Annotated in this window: 17 protein-coding genes; 11 read left to right on the top strand and 6 right to left on the bottom strand. The window is 64.8% G+C overall.

From position 1 onward, the window contains the following. Window positions 1–90 precede the first annotated feature (90 nt). On the top strand, window positions 91–657 hold the full coding sequence (locus MKK62_RS17470) for a hemerythrin domain-containing protein (protein WP_240258635.1): 567 nt from the start codon (window positions 91–93) through the stop codon (window positions 655–657). A 19-nt stretch (window positions 658–676) separates the two neighbouring features. Further along, on the top strand, window positions 677–826 hold the full coding sequence (locus MKK62_RS17465; RefSeq protein ID WP_240258636.1) for a hypothetical protein: 150 nt from the start codon (window positions 677–679) through the stop codon (window positions 824–826). Window positions 827–832: 6 nt separating this feature from the next. Here MKK62_RS17465 and MKK62_RS17460 read toward each other — a convergent pair whose 3' ends face one another. Further along, on the bottom strand, window positions 833–2,533 hold the full coding sequence (locus MKK62_RS17460) for a glutamate--tRNA ligase (RefSeq protein ID WP_240258637.1): 1,701 nt from the start codon (window positions 2,531–2,533) through the stop codon (window positions 833–835). 28 nt (window positions 2,534–2,561) lie between these two features. On the opposite strand from MKK62_RS17460, the gene MKK62_RS17455 reads away from it, so the two are divergent. Both MKK62_RS17455 and MKK62_RS17450 read left to right on the top strand, forming a co-directional pair. Continuing rightward, complete coding sequence (locus MKK62_RS17455) at window positions 2,562–4,052, top strand: protein adenylyltransferase SelO (protein WP_434084956.1); 1,491 nt, start codon at window positions 2,562–2,564, stop codon at window positions 4,050–4,052. Window positions 4,053–4,105: 53 nt separating this feature from the next. Beyond that, window positions 4,106–4,339 carry a hypothetical protein gene (locus MKK62_RS17450; RefSeq protein WP_240258638.1) on the top strand — a complete coding sequence of 78 codons (234 nt, stop codon included), beginning with the start codon at window positions 4,106–4,108 and terminating at the stop codon, window positions 4,337–4,339. Between the two features lie 19 nt (window positions 4,340–4,358). Here MKK62_RS17450 and MKK62_RS17445 read toward each other — a convergent pair whose 3' ends face one another. Continuing rightward, the gene (locus MKK62_RS17445) at window positions 4,359–5,210 is read right to left on the bottom strand and encodes an oxidoreductase (protein WP_240258639.1); all 852 of its coding nucleotides are present in this window, start codon (window positions 5,208–5,210) and stop codon (window positions 4,359–4,361) included. Window positions 5,211–5,301: 91 nt separating this feature from the next. On the opposite strand from MKK62_RS17445, the gene MKK62_RS17440 reads away from it, so the two are divergent. After that, a complete protein-coding gene (locus tag MKK62_RS17440; RefSeq protein WP_240258640.1) occupies window positions 5,302–5,877 on the top strand; it encodes a TetR/AcrR family transcriptional regulator in 576 nt (191 codons plus the stop codon). Here the strand turns inward: MKK62_RS17440 and MKK62_RS17435 are convergent. Next, window positions 5,874–7,634, bottom strand: coding sequence for an N-acyl-D-amino-acid deacylase family protein (locus tag MKK62_RS17435; protein WP_240258641.1), 1,761 nt, complete (start codon window positions 7,632–7,634; stop codon window positions 5,874–5,876). The genes MKK62_RS17440 and MKK62_RS17435 overlap by 4 nt on opposite strands. An 88-nt stretch (window positions 7,635–7,722) precedes the next feature. Between MKK62_RS17435 and MKK62_RS17430 the strand changes: the two genes are divergently transcribed. Next, window positions 7,723–9,048, top strand: coding sequence for an aromatic ring-hydroxylating oxygenase subunit alpha (locus MKK62_RS17430; RefSeq protein ID WP_240258642.1), 1,326 nt, complete (start codon window positions 7,723–7,725; stop codon window positions 9,046–9,048). Next, on the top strand, window positions 9,032–9,634 hold the full coding sequence (locus MKK62_RS17425; RefSeq protein WP_240258643.1) for a TetR/AcrR family transcriptional regulator: 603 nt from the start codon (window positions 9,032–9,034) through the stop codon (window positions 9,632–9,634). Before MKK62_RS17430 ends, MKK62_RS17425 begins: the two co-directional genes overlap by 17 nt. Here the strand turns inward: MKK62_RS17425 and MKK62_RS17420 are convergent. Continuing rightward, a complete protein-coding gene (locus MKK62_RS17420; RefSeq protein ID WP_240258644.1) occupies window positions 9,580–10,734 on the bottom strand; it encodes a M42 family metallopeptidase in 1,155 nt (384 codons plus the stop codon). The two genes, MKK62_RS17425 and MKK62_RS17420, sit on opposite strands and share 55 nt — an antisense overlap. Window positions 10,735–10,897: 163 nt before the next feature. Here MKK62_RS17420 and MKK62_RS17415 point away from each other — a divergent pair, with 163 nt between their 5' ends. Together MKK62_RS17415 and MKK62_RS17410 are read left to right on the top strand one after the other, a co-directional pair. After that, window positions 10,898–11,761, top strand: coding sequence for a fructose bisphosphate aldolase (locus tag MKK62_RS17415; protein ID WP_240264096.1), 864 nt, complete (start codon window positions 10,898–10,900; stop codon window positions 11,759–11,761). A gap of 46 nt (window positions 11,762–11,807) precedes the next feature. Then, entirely contained in the window at window positions 11,808–12,578 is a 771-nt protein-coding gene (locus MKK62_RS17410; RefSeq protein WP_240258645.1) for an AraC family transcriptional regulator, read from the top strand. On the opposite strand, the gene MKK62_RS17405 is transcribed toward MKK62_RS17410, so the two are convergent. After that, the gene (locus MKK62_RS17405; protein ID WP_240258646.1) at window positions 12,575–13,144 is read right to left on the bottom strand and encodes a class I SAM-dependent methyltransferase; all 570 of its coding nucleotides are present in this window, start codon (window positions 13,142–13,144) and stop codon (window positions 12,575–12,577) included. The genes MKK62_RS17410 and MKK62_RS17405 overlap by 4 nt on opposite strands. Before the next feature lie 652 nt (window positions 13,145–13,796). Between MKK62_RS17405 and MKK62_RS17400 the strand changes: the two genes are divergently transcribed. Then, the gene (locus MKK62_RS17400) at window positions 13,797–14,309 is read left to right on the top strand and encodes a hypothetical protein (RefSeq protein WP_240258647.1); all 513 of its coding nucleotides are present in this window, start codon (window positions 13,797–13,799) and stop codon (window positions 14,307–14,309) included. Window positions 14,310–14,312: 3 nt separating this feature from the next. Here MKK62_RS17400 and MKK62_RS17395 read toward each other — a convergent pair whose 3' ends face one another. Next, on the bottom strand, window positions 14,313–16,040 hold the full coding sequence (locus MKK62_RS17395) for an N-acyl-D-amino-acid deacylase family protein (protein ID WP_240258648.1): 1,728 nt from the start codon (window positions 16,038–16,040) through the stop codon (window positions 14,313–14,315). 49 nt (window positions 16,041–16,089) lie between these two features. On the opposite strand from MKK62_RS17395, the gene MKK62_RS17390 reads away from it, so the two are divergent. After that, a complete protein-coding gene (locus tag MKK62_RS17390; RefSeq protein ID WP_240258649.1) occupies window positions 16,090–16,716 on the top strand; it encodes a TetR/AcrR family transcriptional regulator in 627 nt (208 codons plus the stop codon). Window position 16,717: the final 1 nt, after the last annotated feature.

Below are 16,717 nucleotides of genomic sequence, written 5' to 3'. Positions count from 1 at the left end.
GCAGCGTTTGGCCGCACTCTGCGCGGGTACGCAGAAGCGACCGGCCGCACGGCCGTCATCCATCGACGCGAGCAGTGCTGGGAGAAAATGATGTCCGAGATGATTATCGAATCGCCCGATGAGGTGATCGCGTTTCTCAAGGCACAGCACAACCTGATCGAGGACATGTTCGACCAGGTGTTGCACGCCTCAGACCCTAAGGCCCGCGAGAAACCATTTGTGCAATTACGGCAACTGCTGGCCGTCCACGAGACCGCCGAGGAGATGGTGGTACACCCGCGGGTGCGCCAAGCCAAGGAACCTGTGGACTCTATTGTTGACGCCCGTCTCGAAGAAGAGCACGATGCCAAGCAGTTGCTGTCGAGCATCGAGAAACTCGATGCCACCTCGCAGGAGTTCATCGACGAACTCACCAAGCTTCGGGATGCGGTGCTGGATCACGCCCAGCACGAAGAAACCTACGAGTTTCCCAAGCTCGAGGAACAACTCGGCGCCGAGGAATCCAAGCGGCTGGCAACAGCGGTGCGCGCCGCCGAGGCCATCGCGCCAACCCGTCCACACGCTGGCGTGGAGTCCGCCAAGCTGAACTTCGCCGTGGGACCGTTCGCGTCGATGCTCGACCGTGCTCGCGACCTCATCACGCACGGGCTCGGCTGAACCGACTGAGAGATGACACATGAGTAGGCACGAGAAGCCTGACGACGACACCGAAACCCAACCCGCGACCGAGAACGACACCGGCGACGACGGTTCGGCCAACCCGCCGACGTATCCGGCCTACTCCACCCCTCCCGCGGAGGGCTTACCGGACGCCGAGCACCGCTGATTGCTGCTAGGCGGTCAGCGTGCTGATCCGGCGGATGACTTCGTCGCGGCCCAGGGTACGGGCGATCTGGAACAGGTCGGGACTCTTGGTCGACCCGGTCAAGCCGACCCGGATCAGCTGTGAAGCCTCTCGGATCGACCCGGGGTAGGCCTCTGGGTTCTTCTTGTATTCCTTGGCGTTGGCCGCAAAGCCGAACTTCGCGGCCAAGTCGCGGATCTGCTGGAACCACTGCACCGAGTCGTCGAGATCCTGATAGGTCGCAACGAAGTCACCCGCGAACGACCGCACCAACTCGGGCGGCAATCCACCCAGTCGAGGGTCGTCGGCCGTCACCGGAGTGAACAGTTTGGCAAAGAAAAAGCCGTAGGCCTCCCGGAAATCCGACCACTTGCGCAGGTCTTTGCGCGGATTGTCGACGCCGTCGCGCTCGACGGCCAAAGCGGCCAGTGTTTGGTCGGGGTGAGCCTCGATCACAGCGTGCAGCTCGGTGTCGAACTCGCCCGCCCATACCGCCAATGCACCGTAGATCTGGGGCCCGCTCAGCGTCGCGATGTGGTCGGCGCTGATGTCCTCCAACTTCACTAGATCCACCAGCGGCCCGGCCCCGCCGCACTCGGCCAGCGAGATCGGCGCGGCAATCGCTTCGGGCAACGCAATCTCGGCCAGCCGGCCGTTGGCCAGCCCGCGCAGGTAGTAGAGCACCGCCTCGGCGGGATAACCGGAGCGGATGTAGAAGTCGACGTCGGCTTCGGGGTCTTTGCGCTTGGACAGCTTGCGTTTGCCGCCAGGGATCTGCTTCATCAGCAGCGCGATGTGCGCATAGGTGGGCGGCTCGAAACCCAACGCCTCGAACAACTGCAGGTGCAACGCCGTCGACGACAACCATTCCTCGCCACGGATCACCAGGTTGCACCGCATCAGATGGTCGTCGACCGCGTGAGCGAAGTGATACGTCGGAAGTTGCACGCCCGCAGACGATTTCAGGATGACGACATCGTTGTAGTTGTCTTCCATCGACAGCTCGCCGCGGATGGCGTCGGTGAACGTAGCGCGTTTTTCGGTGCGGCCCGGCGAGCGGAAACGCACCACGTAGGGTGTGCCCTTCTCCAGCTGCTCACGGACGGCTTCGTCGTCGGCGTCGCGCCACAGCGCCCATTCGCCGTAGTAACCGGTCGGCCGCTTCAGTTGCTGCTGTCGCGTGCGGATCTCGGTGAGCTGGTCTGCGGTGGCGAAGCACAGATACGCCTTGCCGGAACGCAGCATTTCCCGCGCGTAGCTCAGATAGATCGTGGCTCGCTCTGACTGGCGGTAGGGGCCGTAATCACCGCCGGCGCCGACTCCCTCGTCGGGAACGACCCGGAAATAGCCGAAGGCGCGGTCGAACTGTTCGTAGGCACCCGCCACTTCGCGTGACTGGTCGGTGTCTTCGATTCGGACGAAGTACCGTCCACCGGTCTCACGCGCGACCGACAGGTCGATCATGGCGGTGTAGATGCCGCCGAGGTGGATAAAGCCGGTCGGGGACGGCGCCAGCCTGGTCACCTGGGCCTCCGCGGGCAGGTCACGGGGCGGATAGCGCTGTTCCCACTGGCCCGGTTCGGGCAGGTCGGCGGGAAACAGACGGTCGACCTCGTGCAGCTCCAGCATTCCGGTGACGGCTCCAATCTCGGCGGGGGTCGCCTGGTCGATGTTAGCCAGGCTGGTCACCACCCGTTCCGTCCGTAGGCTGGGCGGGATGAGCGTCGCACCGGATCCGTCCGACGATGCGAACCTGGATGGTTCGCCGAGGAGGCGGTCCTTCAACCCAGTCACCGTTGCCCTGCACGACCGCTTCGCCAGCGACCTGCCCGAGATGGCCGTCAGCTGGCGGGCTCAGAGATTTCCTGACCCGCGGCTATTGGTCTTCAACGCGCCGCTTGCCGTCGAGCTTGGCCTCGACCCGATCTGGCTGCAGAGTCCCGACGGGGTGCGCTTCCTGGTGGGCGACCAGGTCCCCGACGGTGCCGCGCCCGTCGCGCAGGCCTACGCCGGGCACCAGTTCGGCGGCTACGTCCCGCGGCTCGGCGACGGCCGCGCGCTGTTGCTCGGTGAGCTCGCCGACCCTGACGGGCGATTGCGCGACATCCATCTCAAGGGCTCGGGTCCCACCCCGTTCGCTCGCGGCGGTGACGGGTTGGCGGCCGTGGGACCGATGCTGCGCGAGTACATCGTCAGTGAGGCGATACACGCGCTGGGCGTCCCGACGACGCGCTCGCTCGCGGTTGTGGCGACGGGTCAGGTGGTGCAACGCGAGACCCCGCTGCCGGGAGCCGTGCTGACCCGCGTCGCGTCCAGCCATCTGCGCGTGGGCAGTTTCGAGTACGCCGCCGCCACCCGCGACCTCGATCTGCTGCGGCGTCTGGCGGACCACGCGATCGCCCGCCACTATCCCGGCGCGGCGATGCTCGACAATCCCTACCTCGCGCTGTTCGAAGCCGTGGCCGCGGTGCAGGCATCGCTGGTGGCCCGCTGGATGCTGATTGGGTTCGTCCACGGTGTGATGAACACCGACAACATGACGATCTCGGGAGAGACGATCGACTACGGCCCATGCGCGTTCATGGAGGCCTACGACCCGGACACGGTGTTCAGCTCGATCGATCACTGGGGCCGCTACGCCTACGACAATCAACCGGCCATTGCCGGATGGAACCTGGCCCGATTCGCCGAGTCGCTGTTGCCATTGCTGGCCGATACGGTCGACGAAGGCGTTGCTTTGGCGCAGAAGGCGTTTCAGGTGTTTCGAGACCAGTACGACGCGACATGGACCGACGGGATGCGGGCCAAGCTCGGGCTGCCCGCCGAGGTCGACGCCGAGACGGTCGCCTCGCTATCGGAGGATCTACTCACCGCGCTCAAGGCCGGTCGCGTCGATTACACGTCGTTCTTCCGTGTGCTGGCTGACGCCCCTGAACGTCTTGAAGTCCCTGGCATCGACGGCTGGATCGCGCGCTGGCGAGCATTCCATCCCGATGCGGCACTGATGAATCGCAGCAACCCGATCTATATCCCGCGCAACCACCTCGTCGAAGAGGCGCTGACCGCAGCCACCGCCGGCGACCTTGATCCGCTTGCGCAGTTGCTCGCTGCGATCAGCGCCCCGTACGACGAACGACCGGGCTTGGAACGGTACGCCCTGCCGGCCCCGGACGAATTCGGCGTCTACCGGACGTTCTGCGGCACCTGAGCATCGAACGACAACGAGCGTAGGCTGGCTGGCAACAGTCTGGGGGGGACGTAATGGCCATAGAAAACTGGTGTGACGCGCCTGAAATCCATCCGTCGCAGATCCGCGTCGGCGATGTCATCGGCACGCGTCGCGAAACGAGCGTGCGCTACACCGTCAAAATGATCAGCGTTCCGCAGGCAAGCCCGCGGCGATGGACCTTTTTCGGCCGTGACGAACGAGGCCACGACTACGCGAAGGCGTTCGGTGAAGACGACCTCGTCCGGCGGTACGCGCAGGCATCCTGACGTACCGCCGCCGGGGCCGCTACCGGACGTTCTGCGGCACGTGATGCGCCCTCGGCGCCGAGCCCAGCTTGAACGATTTGCGAATCCCGTTGTCCAGCACGGCGGCTGGGGCAATCCTCTTCAGCAATGCGAGCCGACGGGCCAGCGGGCCGGCGGGATAACGCAGCTTCGGTGAAACGCTGGTCGCCGCTCGCACTACCACCTCGGCCACCACGGCCGGATCGTCCCCGGCGGGAATCGCGTCGGCGAGCACCTGCTTGACGTGCTCACGGATCGGCGCGTAGCCGACGATCGGCGAATCGGCGTCGACCGCGGCGGCCTCGAAGGAAGTGTTGGTGAAGCCTGGCTCCACCGCCGTCACGCGAACGCCGAATTCGCGGGTTTCGTGATCGAGGGATTCGGAGTAGCCCTCCACCGCGTGCTTGGTGGCCGAGTACAGCGCGCTGTACGGCGCCGGCAGAAAGCCCAGCACCGAACTGATGTTGACGATCCGACCGCTGCGCTGGGCCCGCAGATGCGGTAAGACTTCGCGGGTAACTCGCACCAACCCGAAGAAATTCGTGTCGAACAGTTGCTGCGCCTGTTCGATCGAGCTTTCTTCCGCGGCGCCGAGGACACCGAAGCCGGCGTTGTTGACCACTATGTCGATTCGTCCAGCCCGCTGAACGACCGTCGCGACCGCGGCGGCAACCGACTGCTGATCGGTGACGTCGAGGGCGATCAGCTCCACGCCGGGAATCGGCTCGGTGCGTTGCGGGTTGCGGCTCGTTCCGAACACCTCGAAGCCCTTGGCCGCGAAGGCGCGGGCGATAGCCTGCCCGATTCCTGACGAAGCCCCGGTAATCAACACCACGGGCGATCGCTGTGTCATGCTCACTCCTAGTAAACCGATTGGTGTACATCCGATGCGGCCACCCTACACACACTGGCGGAGAATGTAAACCGTTCGGTATACTCCTGCTATGAATAAGGCTGCACCCCCCAAAGGTGGCCGCGGCGCGCGTCAACGCATCCTGGATACGGCCACCGAGTTGTTCTACCGCGACGGCATCAACGCCACCGGCGTCGAGAAGCTCGCGGCCGAGTCGTCGGTTTCCAAACGCACGCTCTACCAACACTTCCCGAGCAAGACAGCGGTCGTGGAGGAATACTTGCGCGGCATGGAGCAACGCATCGCCGAAGGCGTCATGCACTCCGCTGACGACCTAACGCCGCGGGCGCGGCTACTCGCCGCTTTCGACGGCCACACTTCTGACGGAAAGACGTTTCGCGGCTGCCCCCTTCACAACGCGGCCGTGGAATCGGCCGGCACCATGCCCGCCGTGCAGGACATCGTGCGGGCATCCAAGATCGCCTTCGCCGAATGGCTCATCGACTTGGCCACTCAGGCCGGGGCTGCGAATCCGCAACAACTCGGCAACCAACTGGCGCTGCTCTACGAAGGTGCCGGCGCGCTGGCAACGTCGTTGGACGACGCCGAGCCGTGGGCCCGGGCCAAGGCGGCGGCTGAAGTGCTGATCGACGCCGCGCTCGACTAGCGCGCCCCGCGGACCAGCCGTCCCGGCCGCGCGCCGGTGTCAGCGCCGTCGCGACGAGTCACCACACCGTTGACGATCGTGGCGTCGTATCCCGATGCTCCTTGGATCAGCCTCTTGCCGCCCGCCGGCAGGTCGTAGGCCATCACCGGCCGGTGCAAGGTGATCGCATCCATGTCGATCACGTTGAGATCCGCGCGCTTTCCGATCTCGACGACACCGCGATCGGACAACCCGAAAAGTTGGGCCGTGTCGTAGGACTGCTTGCGAATAACGTACTCCAGCGGCAACTTTTCGCCGCGGCGCCGGTCTCGGGCCCAGTGCGTCAGCAAGAATGTCGGGAACGAAGCATCGCAGATCATGCCGCAGTGTGCGCCGCCGTCGGACAGCCCGACCACGCCGGCCGGATGCGTCAGCATTTCGCGAATCGCGTCGTGGTTGCCGTAGGCGTAGTTGTAGAACGGCAGCATCAGCATCGACGTCGCATGGTGTTCAAGCATCAGGTCGTAGAGCGTCGAGAGCGGGTCCTCGCCACGCTCGGCCGCGATTTTTTCCACGGTGCGCTCGTCAGTGGGCTCGTAGTCCGGCGGATCGCCCATCGCGTAGGTGCGTCCCATCGCATACTGCGCGAGCGCGAACATGTTGTCGAACAACAGAGTTGGATCTGGCGGCAGGTCGTCTTCGGCGAGGATCGCGGCCTTGACTCCTCCGTCAGCCAATCGCTTCGCGAGCTCCTCACGGGTGCATTCAGCCTTCAGCCGCCGGAAGGTGGGGCGATGGGTGAACGCGTGGTGGCCGTCGAATCCGAACAGCATGCCGAATGGACGCGCTGCGATCTGCGGATACAAGCGGCTGCCCGCGGCATGCGCCGCGGCCGAAATATCCAGCTGCTCGCGCCAGAGATCCGGGGCGGCGTCGACCTGGATCATGCCGAACGAGATCGGGCGATCGATCTCAGCGCCCAACCGCTGCATCCACTCCAGCTCCTTTTTGGGCGCGATGATGTCCTCGCCGGCTACGCCTTGCGGGGCCAATTCGAAGACCGCCTGGCCTCCTGCGGCCATCGCCCGGCCGAGCCCGAACAGCTCGTCCTCGGCGGCGTACGTTCCCGGCACCGGCTCGCCGTCAATGGCGCGGTGGCCGAGCGTACGAGAAGTCGAAAAGCCCAGTGCGCCAGCCTCGATCGCTTCCTGAACCAAACGTGCCATCGCCTTGATGTCGTCGGGTGACGCCGGCTCGTTGCGGGCGCCACGCTCCCCCATCGCATACGCGCGGATCGCACCGTGGGCCACCTGGCTGCCGACGTCGACGGCGAACTCCTGGCGCTCGATGACGTCTAGGTAGTCGGGGTAGCTTTCCCAACCCCACGAGATGCCTTCGGTGAGCGCGGTGCCGGGAATGTCCTCCACGCCCTCCATCAGGCCGATCAGCCAATCCTCTTGACCGGGCCGCACCGGCGCGAATCCGACACCGCAGTTTCCGGTGACGACAGTGGTGACGCCATGACCGCTGGACGGTTCCAGTAGCGCGTCCCAACTGACCTGTCCGTCGTAGTGGGTGTGGATGTCGACGAACCCGGGCGCGACGATCTTCCCGGTCGCGTCGATGGTTTCGGCGGCATCACCCTCCAACGGCGCACTGTCCGGTCCGCGGCGGCGAACTTCGACGATCGTGCCGTCTTTGACCGCGATGTCGGCGTGGAATCGGTCCGCGCCGGTGCCGTCGACGACGGTGCCGCCGGTGATTTTGAGATCGAACACAATTGCTCCCTAGGCCGCGCTGCCCGCAGGCTACAGTGACTACCGAAACGGACTGTAACACCGTTACAGAGATGTCGGGAGTAGTTGGATGACGACGCACGCGACGCCCGGCGTCCGGCGCGAGGATGCGACCGGTACGCCGCCTCGGCGGCCCACCCGGGTGCCGGCCGAGCGCTATTACTCCACGGCGTTCGCGCAACTGGAGACCGAGCGGATGTGGCCGAGGGTCTGGCAGGTGGCATGCACCGTGGACCACGTCGCCGAGCCGGGTGACTACTTCGAATACCGTTGCGGGCCTTACTCGGTGCTCATCGTCCGCGACGACGACGGCACCCTGCGTGCCTTCCAAAATGTCTGCCGCCACCGCGGTAATTCGTTGTGCGCCGGATCCGGTACCGGCTTACGCGAACTGCGCTGCGGCTACCACGGCTGGACGTGGGACCTGGCCGGAAAGCTGACCCGGGTCCCCAACCGCAAAGGCTTCGGGGCGCTGCCGCTGGCCGACCTTCCGCTGTTCACGGTCCGCGTCGACACCTGGGAGCGTCTCGTTTTCGTCAACCTCGACCTGTCGGCACCGTCGCTGGCCGACTATCTCGAAGCAGTACCAAGCGACATCGCCTGGCTCGGTCTCGGCGACTTTCGTTGCTACGCAACGATGACCGTCGACGTCGACGCGAACTGGAAGACAATCGCCGACGGGTTCAGCGAGACCTACCACATTCAGACGCTGCATCCCGAGTTGCACAGATGCATGGACGACGTCCACGCACCACAAGTGATTTGGGGCCATACGGGCAAGTCCGAACAGCTATATGGTGTGCCGAGTCCACGTCTCAAACAGTCATTGACCGACGCCGAGGTGTGGGACGCCTACGTCTGCACCCAGGGTGCACTGATGGGCGTCGCCGAGAACACCCCGTTTCCGGGTGGCCGACCCGTCATGGACGAGATCGCGCACCACATACGAGCGTTCGCGGCAGGGCGCGGCGTCGATGTGAGCTGGGCCAGCACCGACCAGTTGATGCGACTGCACCAGTACAACGTCTTTCCCAATCTGACCGTGCTGGCCAACGCCGACCACCTGACCGTGATGTGCTCTCGGCCGGGCGCCGACCCCGACCACGGCGAGCTGGTGATGATGCTGTGGATGCGCATGCCCGCCGGAGCACCACGCGGCACACCCGCCGACATTCGACTGGCCGCGGACCAGGCCGAGCCGGGTCTGGTTCTAACACAGGATATTTCGGTGCTTGCCGGGTTACAGCGCGGTCTGCATCAGCCGGGCCTTACGCATTTGACGCTGTCGGCGGAGGAGCGGCGCGTGATCAATTTGCACCGCAACCTCGACCGCTACCTGGACCTGCCCGAACACGAGCGGATACGCGGAGGTGATACCGGTGCCGGAAGCGCTTGACGCCGCGACGATCCTGGACACCGCCGCCAGCATCATCGAACGCGAAGGAGTCGAAGCCTTCAGCATGCGGGGCCTTGCCGAGGAACTCGGTGTGGCCGTCACGTCGATCTACTGGCACGTCGGCGGCCGCGACAAGCTCTTCGACAACCTGGTCGACCGGCTGCTCAGCGAGATGGCGCACCTACCCGTCGACGGCGACGACCCGCTGGAACGGATTGCCTCCCTTGCCCGTTCGCAACGAAAGGCGTTGATCGACCGGCAACACCTGCTAGCCATCGCCCATGAACGCGACCGGACGCCGACGCTGTTCTTACCCATCCAGCAGACGCTGGCCGCGCTGCTGGCCGAGCTGGGGGTGACTGGGACCGACGCCGCGTTGGTGTTGCGGGCGGTGCAGGTTCACGTCATATCGTCTGCAGTGATGCAGTTTTCGGCGGTTCGCGGAGCAAAACACGAGGAAGAAGATCCGTCGCTGTGGACCGACGATTGGCCGGATCATGCCCTGGTGCAAGCACTTCAGTCCCCCACTGATTACGACGCGGTATTCGAGTACGGGCTCGACGCGCTGCTCGCGTCGCTTTCCTGAGTGAGGAAGTCGGCCACAATTTCGGCCATCTCGTCGATCGCGGCACGACGAATGACTTCGAAGCCGTGTGTGCTCAGGGTGGGCAGGCAAAGCAGTCCCGCACGTGGAGTTACGCCGCTGGCCTTGGAGTGCGAGGCATCGGATTCGAAGGCGCCCAACGTGGCGGCTTGGGGTGACAGTCCACGCTCGCGGGCAATGGTCATCAAGCGGTCGGCGACGTCTTTGTCGTAGACACACAGCTGGTCGCCGTAGCCGACGATCGGTCCGCCGGCGACGGTGGTCCCGTACTCCCGTTCGGTGGGCCCCACCTCCAGCGCCACGGTGAGCGTGCCCGGCAACGTGGCGCTCGCGTAGGTCCCTCCGACTCCCCCGATCTCCTCGTTGGTGGTGAAGACCAGGTACACATCCTCGGGCGGCCGATTGCCCCGATCGTGAAGCAGTCGTGCGCTGCCCAGCAACGCCGTCACCGCGGCACGGTCATCGAGGAAATAGCAGCCGATGTAGTCGCCGAAGTGAACCAGGTCGCGCTTGCTGCGGTCGACGCAGACCCGCGTTCCGGGGTGCACTCCGGCAGCCGCAAGGTCGTCGGGGCTGCGCCCGGTGAAGACGTAGACGTGATGCCAATCCAGCGCGCGATCTCCCCTGTCGGGCTTGGTCTCCCAAATTCTGGAACTTTCCTTGGTGGTGTGCTCGGAGCCGAGAGTAAGCACGCCGGTCAGGGTCTGAGCGTCGCCGAGGATTGTGACCGGTCCGAGTCCGAAATTGCCCGGGTACATCGTGCCGAGCTGCGTCATGTGCAGCGTGCCGTCGGTCTCGATCCGCTTGACCATCATGGCGAGTTCGTCGAGGTGCGCCATGATCCGCGTTGCCGATCCGCCGGCAATGGAGCTGGTGCGCTGCCGGTGGTCGGGCGACTCCGAGGGGTGCGCCGCAACATAGCCGATGAGGTTGCCGGCCTCGTCTATCCACATGTCGTCCACGAGCGGTTGCAGCTCACGTGCGACCACCGCCCGGACCGCGTCCTCTTGCCCGCCCGGCCCGTATGTCCACAGCAGTTCCTGCAGCAGACGTTCGGTCGAATCGAGATCATGAAGCGCCATTGGTTCCCTCCCGTTGCTGCCAACCGTAGCGACCCCCGAAGAAGTGGTTTGCCGGGATAGGTGAAGTGGTAGCCGCAGGATCGACGGTGCGCGATGCTAGAACGCGGACGGGCGACGACGGGACGGCGGAGGTAGTGACGTGAACGAAGAGCAGCTCAAGGAGATGGGTTCTGGCCGCGGATTCATCGCTGCCCTGGATCAGAGCGGCGGAAGCACCCCCAAAGCGCTGGCTCTCTACGGAATTCCCGAAGACGCGTATGGCAACGAAGCGCAGATGTTCGATCTGATGCACCAGGCGCGCGCACGGCTGATCGAGAGCCCCAGCTTCACCGGCGAGAAGATTCTGGCGACCATTCTCTTCGAGCAGACGATGGATCGGACTGTCGCGGGTGAAAGCACCGTCGATTACCTGTGGAAGCAAAAGCACATCGTTCCGTTCGTGAAAGTCGACCAGGGGCTCGCCGACGTGCAGTACGGCGTTCAGCTCATGAAGCCGCTGACGCAACTGGAAGGGCTGTTGGAACGCGCGGTCGCCAAAGGGGTCTTCGGGACCAAGATGCGCTCATTCATCCAGGAGGCGAATGGCGGCGGCATCACAGCGATCGTCGACCAGCAGTTCGACGTCGCCGCGGCAATCGGCCGACACGACTTGATGCCGATCATCGAACCCGAGGTCAGCATCAAATGCCCCGACAAGCCCACCGCGGACCGGCTGCTGATGGAGGCAATACTGGCGAAGCTGGACGAGCTGCCGGACGACCGCCAAGTGATGCTCAAACTGACGCTTCCGGATGAGGACGGCCTCTACACCCCGCTTATCGAACATCCCAAGGTCCTGCGCGTCGTCGCGCTCTCCGGTGGCTACAGCCTCGACCAGAGCGCCGACATCTTGTCCCGCAACCACCTGTTGATTGCCAGCTTCTCCCGGGCGCTGACCGAGGGCCTGACCGTCGACCAAACCGAGACCGAATTCGACGAGAAACTGAAAGCGAACATCGACGAGATCTACGCCGCGTCGGTCACCTGACGAGGCCGCCAGCTCTGGTGTCGGGATCTAGATAAGCTGGCCGACGATGCTCAAAGTCCGCCACCAGCCGACCGCTCCCACCCGCACCCTGCGCCTGGCCTCGGGCGACGAAATTCCCGCGCACCGGCATGACGACCACCAAATCGTCTACGCCGGCCGCGGAGTGCTGGCGGTGACAACGGATCGGGGATCCTGGGTCGCTCCGGCGACCAAAGCGATCTGGATCCCCGCCGGCACGTTTCACGCTCACCGTGCCTACGGAGACGTGAAACTGCACACGGTCGGATTGGGCGCCGAGGACAACCCGCTGCGTCTCGACTCGCCGACCGTACTGGTCGTCGAGCCCCTGCTGCGCGAGTTGATCGTCGCCTACACCGGAAGTGCGGACGCGACCCCCGAGAGAGCACGGCTACGCGCCGTGCTCCTCGACCAGTTGCGGAGCTCTCCACAGCAACCCCTGCACGTGCCGACTCCGACCGCGCCGCTGCTCGTCGCGGTCTGCGACATGCTGCATACCGATCCTGGCGACGGCCGTACGCTCGCCGAACTCGGCCGCATCGTCGGGGCGAGTGAACGCACCCTGTCGCGTCTGTTCCGCCAGGACCTCGGCATGACCTTCCCGCAATGGCGGACTCAGCTGCGGCTGCACCGGGCTCTCGTTCTGCTGGCCGAGCGGACACCGGTCACCACGGTGGCCCACCAGTGCGGTTGGTCGTCGGCGAGCGCGTTCATCGAAGTGTTTCGCCGAAGCTTCGGCTACACCCCCGGCGCCGCAGTCCGATCGGAGACTCATCAATTCGACTCCGCTGCAGGCTAGTTGGGTTTAATTGCCCGCCATCGCAGTCGAACACCAGCAACGTCCACCCGAACATCGCTGAACCCGGCGCGGGTCAACCGCGCTTGCAAGTCGTCAGGTCGTACGGGGTTGTAGGTATCACCGATGTGGATGAGCCTAAACACCAACGAACCCACACGATCACTGCCGGCGAACACTCCGCCGGGCCGCAGCACGCGAAACGCTTCGGCGAAGAGCCGATCCTGCAAGTGAACCGTCGGAACGTGGTGCAGCATCGTGAAACACACCACCGAGTCGAAAGCCCGATCGGGCAAGCCGGTATCGCCGCCGTCACCGTGCAACACCCGCGCACGATCCCCATACAGTCGCATCAGCCGCTCGGCCATCGGCTGATCCACTTCTACGGCGGTAACCGAGCCCGCCCGGTCGAGCAGCGCGCGCAGAGTTGCGCCGTAACCCGGCCCGATCTCGAGCGTCGCCTCACCCAACTCGATGCCAGCGAGCGCCCACGGCAACAGGTCATCACGAACCGCGTCGGCCCACCCCTCCGAACTACAACGCCGCTGATGCAACAGGTTCATCGCCATGATGGGACGCCCTTCCTTGCCGAAAATCTTGTGTCGACGTGGACGCTACGAGACGGGACACCCTGCTGGCTTTCGAAAAAATGCCGTTTTATATCGGAAACCCGCCAGGGTGGGCACAGGCGCGAACGCAACGAGTCGCTTCGACCGCCGGCCGCCGATTGTTAACTCTCCGTTGCTGATTCGTTCATGCCAGGCCCGGGGTCGCCGGCGATATGCTGAGGCCCTTACCCGGTGTCATCCGCCCGGCGTGGACGGGTGATCGCGCTATTAGGAGGACCTATGACTCGGACTCGCGTGCTCGGCGGCGGCGCAGGCGGTGGCAAACTGCTGGGCGGCGGTGCAGGTGGCGGCAAGTTGCTGGGCGGCGGCGCCGGCGGCGGCAAGTAGCCACACTTTCGCTCGACTTCACAACCGGTCTCGCCCTTCATCGGGGCGAGACCGGTTTGTTGTCAGTAGCTCTCGCGCAGTAGCCGGTAGCGATGACCGACGCGCGCCGTGAGCATGGACATCTCGGTTCAGATCTCCTGGAATATATCTGGTGGCAGCCTCGTTGCGCCTCGCGTAAAGCGAGTGATTCGCCAAAGCCCGCCGACGACGTGCCCCGAGTCAGAGGGCGCGCCATAGCAGCGTGCTCGCGACGAGAGGTGGCGCTATGACGACAACGCAGATTCGCGAGAGCTTGCTGGTGAACGGGCTCGGCAAGCCGGTCCCCCTCAACGCTGTCGACTGGAAGATCAAGCACCACAACCCCTCCGCGTCTGCGGCCGAGGTCCAGGGCGACACCCTCGAAATGATTCGCGGCCTGGCCGACGATGGGCTGGTGAGACTGGGCGCGGTCCGCAAGCACCGTTTCATCCCGTCGCGGAGACCGTTGAATCGTTCAATGCATCGCATTTCCAGGCACTACGTCGACCATTACGACAACCCCAAAGCTTGGATGTTCTCGACGTGGATGGCCCTGACGGATGAGGGACGACGGGTCGCGCTATCGCTGGAGCAACGGACATTCGATTCGTACCGCGACAGTTGGGCCGGCATTGACCGGTGCAATCATGAACCCCCGCAGAGTGTTTCAGAGCAGCCAATGGCCGAACTGAAACAGCTTCGCCGTCAGGTCGACCAATGGCAGACCAACGGTGACTTCATGAGTCGGAACGTCGCCTGACCCTCAGTCGGTGACCGCCGCCAAGAAGCGGCCCGCCCGCAGGTCGGTGCCAAACCCAGGTGCGAATTCGCCTGCCTCATAGACGATGTGACCACCCACGAGGGTCGCGCTGATGAGTTCGTCGTTCCGGTTGACCATCCGCTTGACGTCCGGCGCCCCCGGGTACGGGGCTTCGGCGTAGGCGGCGCTCGAGCCGTCAAATCCGGCGGGGTCGACGATCGCGATGTCAGCGCGCTTACCTTCGCGAAGATACCCGGCGTCGAGGCCGTACCAGTCGGCGAGCTCGCCGGTCAGGCGCCGCACTGCGGTCTCGACCGGCATCGAACGACGGTGGTGCACCCGTTCCAGCATGCGCAGCCCGGAGTTGTAGAACGCCATATTACGAAGATGCGCACCGGAATCCGAGAAGCCGATCTGCACGTTCGGCGAACGCTGCATGCGGTCCAACACCTCTTCACGGTCGTTGGCCACGACGGTCCGCCAACGCAGCCGGGCCCCGTGTTCGACCGTCAGGTCCAGCAGCGCGTCGGCGGGTTCGATGCCGCGGATTTCGGCGACGTCGGCGAAGGACTTGCCCACGACGGATTGATCTGGGCAGGCGACGATTTCGGCGTCGGACAGGTCGCGGCTCCACACCCGCGGTCCGAACTGTTTGGTCATGTCTTTGCGGAACCGGCGACGGTAGGACTCGTCGGCCAACAATTTTCCGCGGCTCATTTCGTCGCGGAAGTTGAGCGCCGCCGAGCCCGAACCGAACTCCTCGAAGACGACGAGATCGACGCCGTCGGCATACATTTCGAAGGGCACCGGCAGGTGTTGCCAGCGGAAGTTGCCGCCGGCGAGGTTGGTCAGGCCGGCGGCGAGCAGGGTCAGCCGTGCCGCCCTGCGGTCGGCCTTGACGTCGGCGGCCGCGATCAGGGTCGTCTTCAACGCCTTTCGCCGTCGGCGGCCGATGCTTTGGGCAAGGTAGCGCGACACTTCGGCCTGCCTCGCCAGATTCGGGGTGCTCTGGTGCACGCGACCGCGTTGCCGCAGCACGGTGTTGAGTGCGCTGAACTCTGACCAGGTGGCGTAGGTCGACGGCAGCTGGCGCGCCGGAAAGCGGGTGCCTTCGAGCTTGGAGAAGGAACTGCGCAGGGTGGACAGTCCGATGAAGCCGGCGTCGAGCGCCTCAGCGAGCATCTGCTGCATTTGGGTGATCTGGGCGCGGGTGGGCCGGTAGTCCGCATCCACCGATTGACCGAGGCCCAGCACCGCGGCGCGGATGTCGGAGTGGCCGATGAAGGCGGCAACGTTCACCCCGAGCGGCAACGAATCCACCGCCTTGACGTATTCGGCCGGCCCACACCACGTTTTCGCTTCCTTGACCGCGTCGTGAACGATCTGCCACGGCAGGGCCTCGACGCGCGCGAACATGTCCGCGCAGTCGTCGGCGTCGCTGTAGACCGTCGACAGCGAACAGTTACCGAGGATGACCGAGGTGGTCCCGTGCCGGGCCGACTCGCCGAGCCCGGGACTGATCAGCACCTCCGCGTCGTAATGGGTGTGCACGTCGATGAGTCCGGGCAGCACCCATCGACCGCGGGCATCGACGGTGCGAGCACCCTCAGGCAGACCATGCCCGATCGTGGCGACCTTTCCGTCCCGGATACCGACGTCCGCGGTGATCGGCGCCGCACCCGTCCCGTCGAATACTGTCCCACCACGGATGACAACGTCCAAGCTCGGCACCACAACCCGCCTTTCGATACTCATAGGTATCCAGTCGATACTGGGGAGTATGCTCAGCCGCATGTCGCCTGTCAAGCCGCAGCGAACCCGCCCTACCCGAGGCGAGGTGCGGGACCGGATTCTTGATGCCGCCTCCAAGGTCTTCGCCGCCGAAGGTTTCGCCGGAGCCACCATCGACGCCATCGGCCAAGCCGCCGGCTTCACCAAAGGAGCCGTGTATTCCAACTTCGGCTCGAAGGACGAATTGTTCCTGGCGCTCCTCGACCGTGAATTCGAGCTCCGCGGTGAGCAGATTGCGACAGCGCTGGAAAGTGGCGGCGACGTCGCCGCAGCGGCTCAGTCGTTGAGTCGGTCGGTTCTCGACTCGGTTCACGATCACGCCGACTATTACGTGTTGTTCGTCGAGTACTGGCTGCGTGCGGTGCGTGATCCGGCTTTGCGTGAGCGCCTGATCGCACGTCGACGCGCAGCCGCCGCCCAACAGGCAGAGAACTTCGCCGACTCGTCCGCCGTGGTGCCGTCGGGTCGACCACTGGCCGATATCGCCCAGCTGGTAGTCACGATGAATCTGGGTATCGCAATGGAAGAAGTGTTGCGGCCGGGAACGATCGACCCGACGCTGCTCGCCCGGCTGATCACCACTTTGCTGAAATCTGCTGCCGCCCAGGGCGACTAGG

This window comes from Mycobacterium paraterrae, from assembly GCF_022430545.2.
GTDB lineage: Bacteria > Actinomycetota > Actinomycetes > Mycobacteriales > Mycobacteriaceae > Mycobacterium > Mycobacterium paraterrae.
The sequence above is the reverse complement of the archived record's forward strand: the minus strand, read 5'-3'. Positions and strand labels throughout refer to the sequence as shown.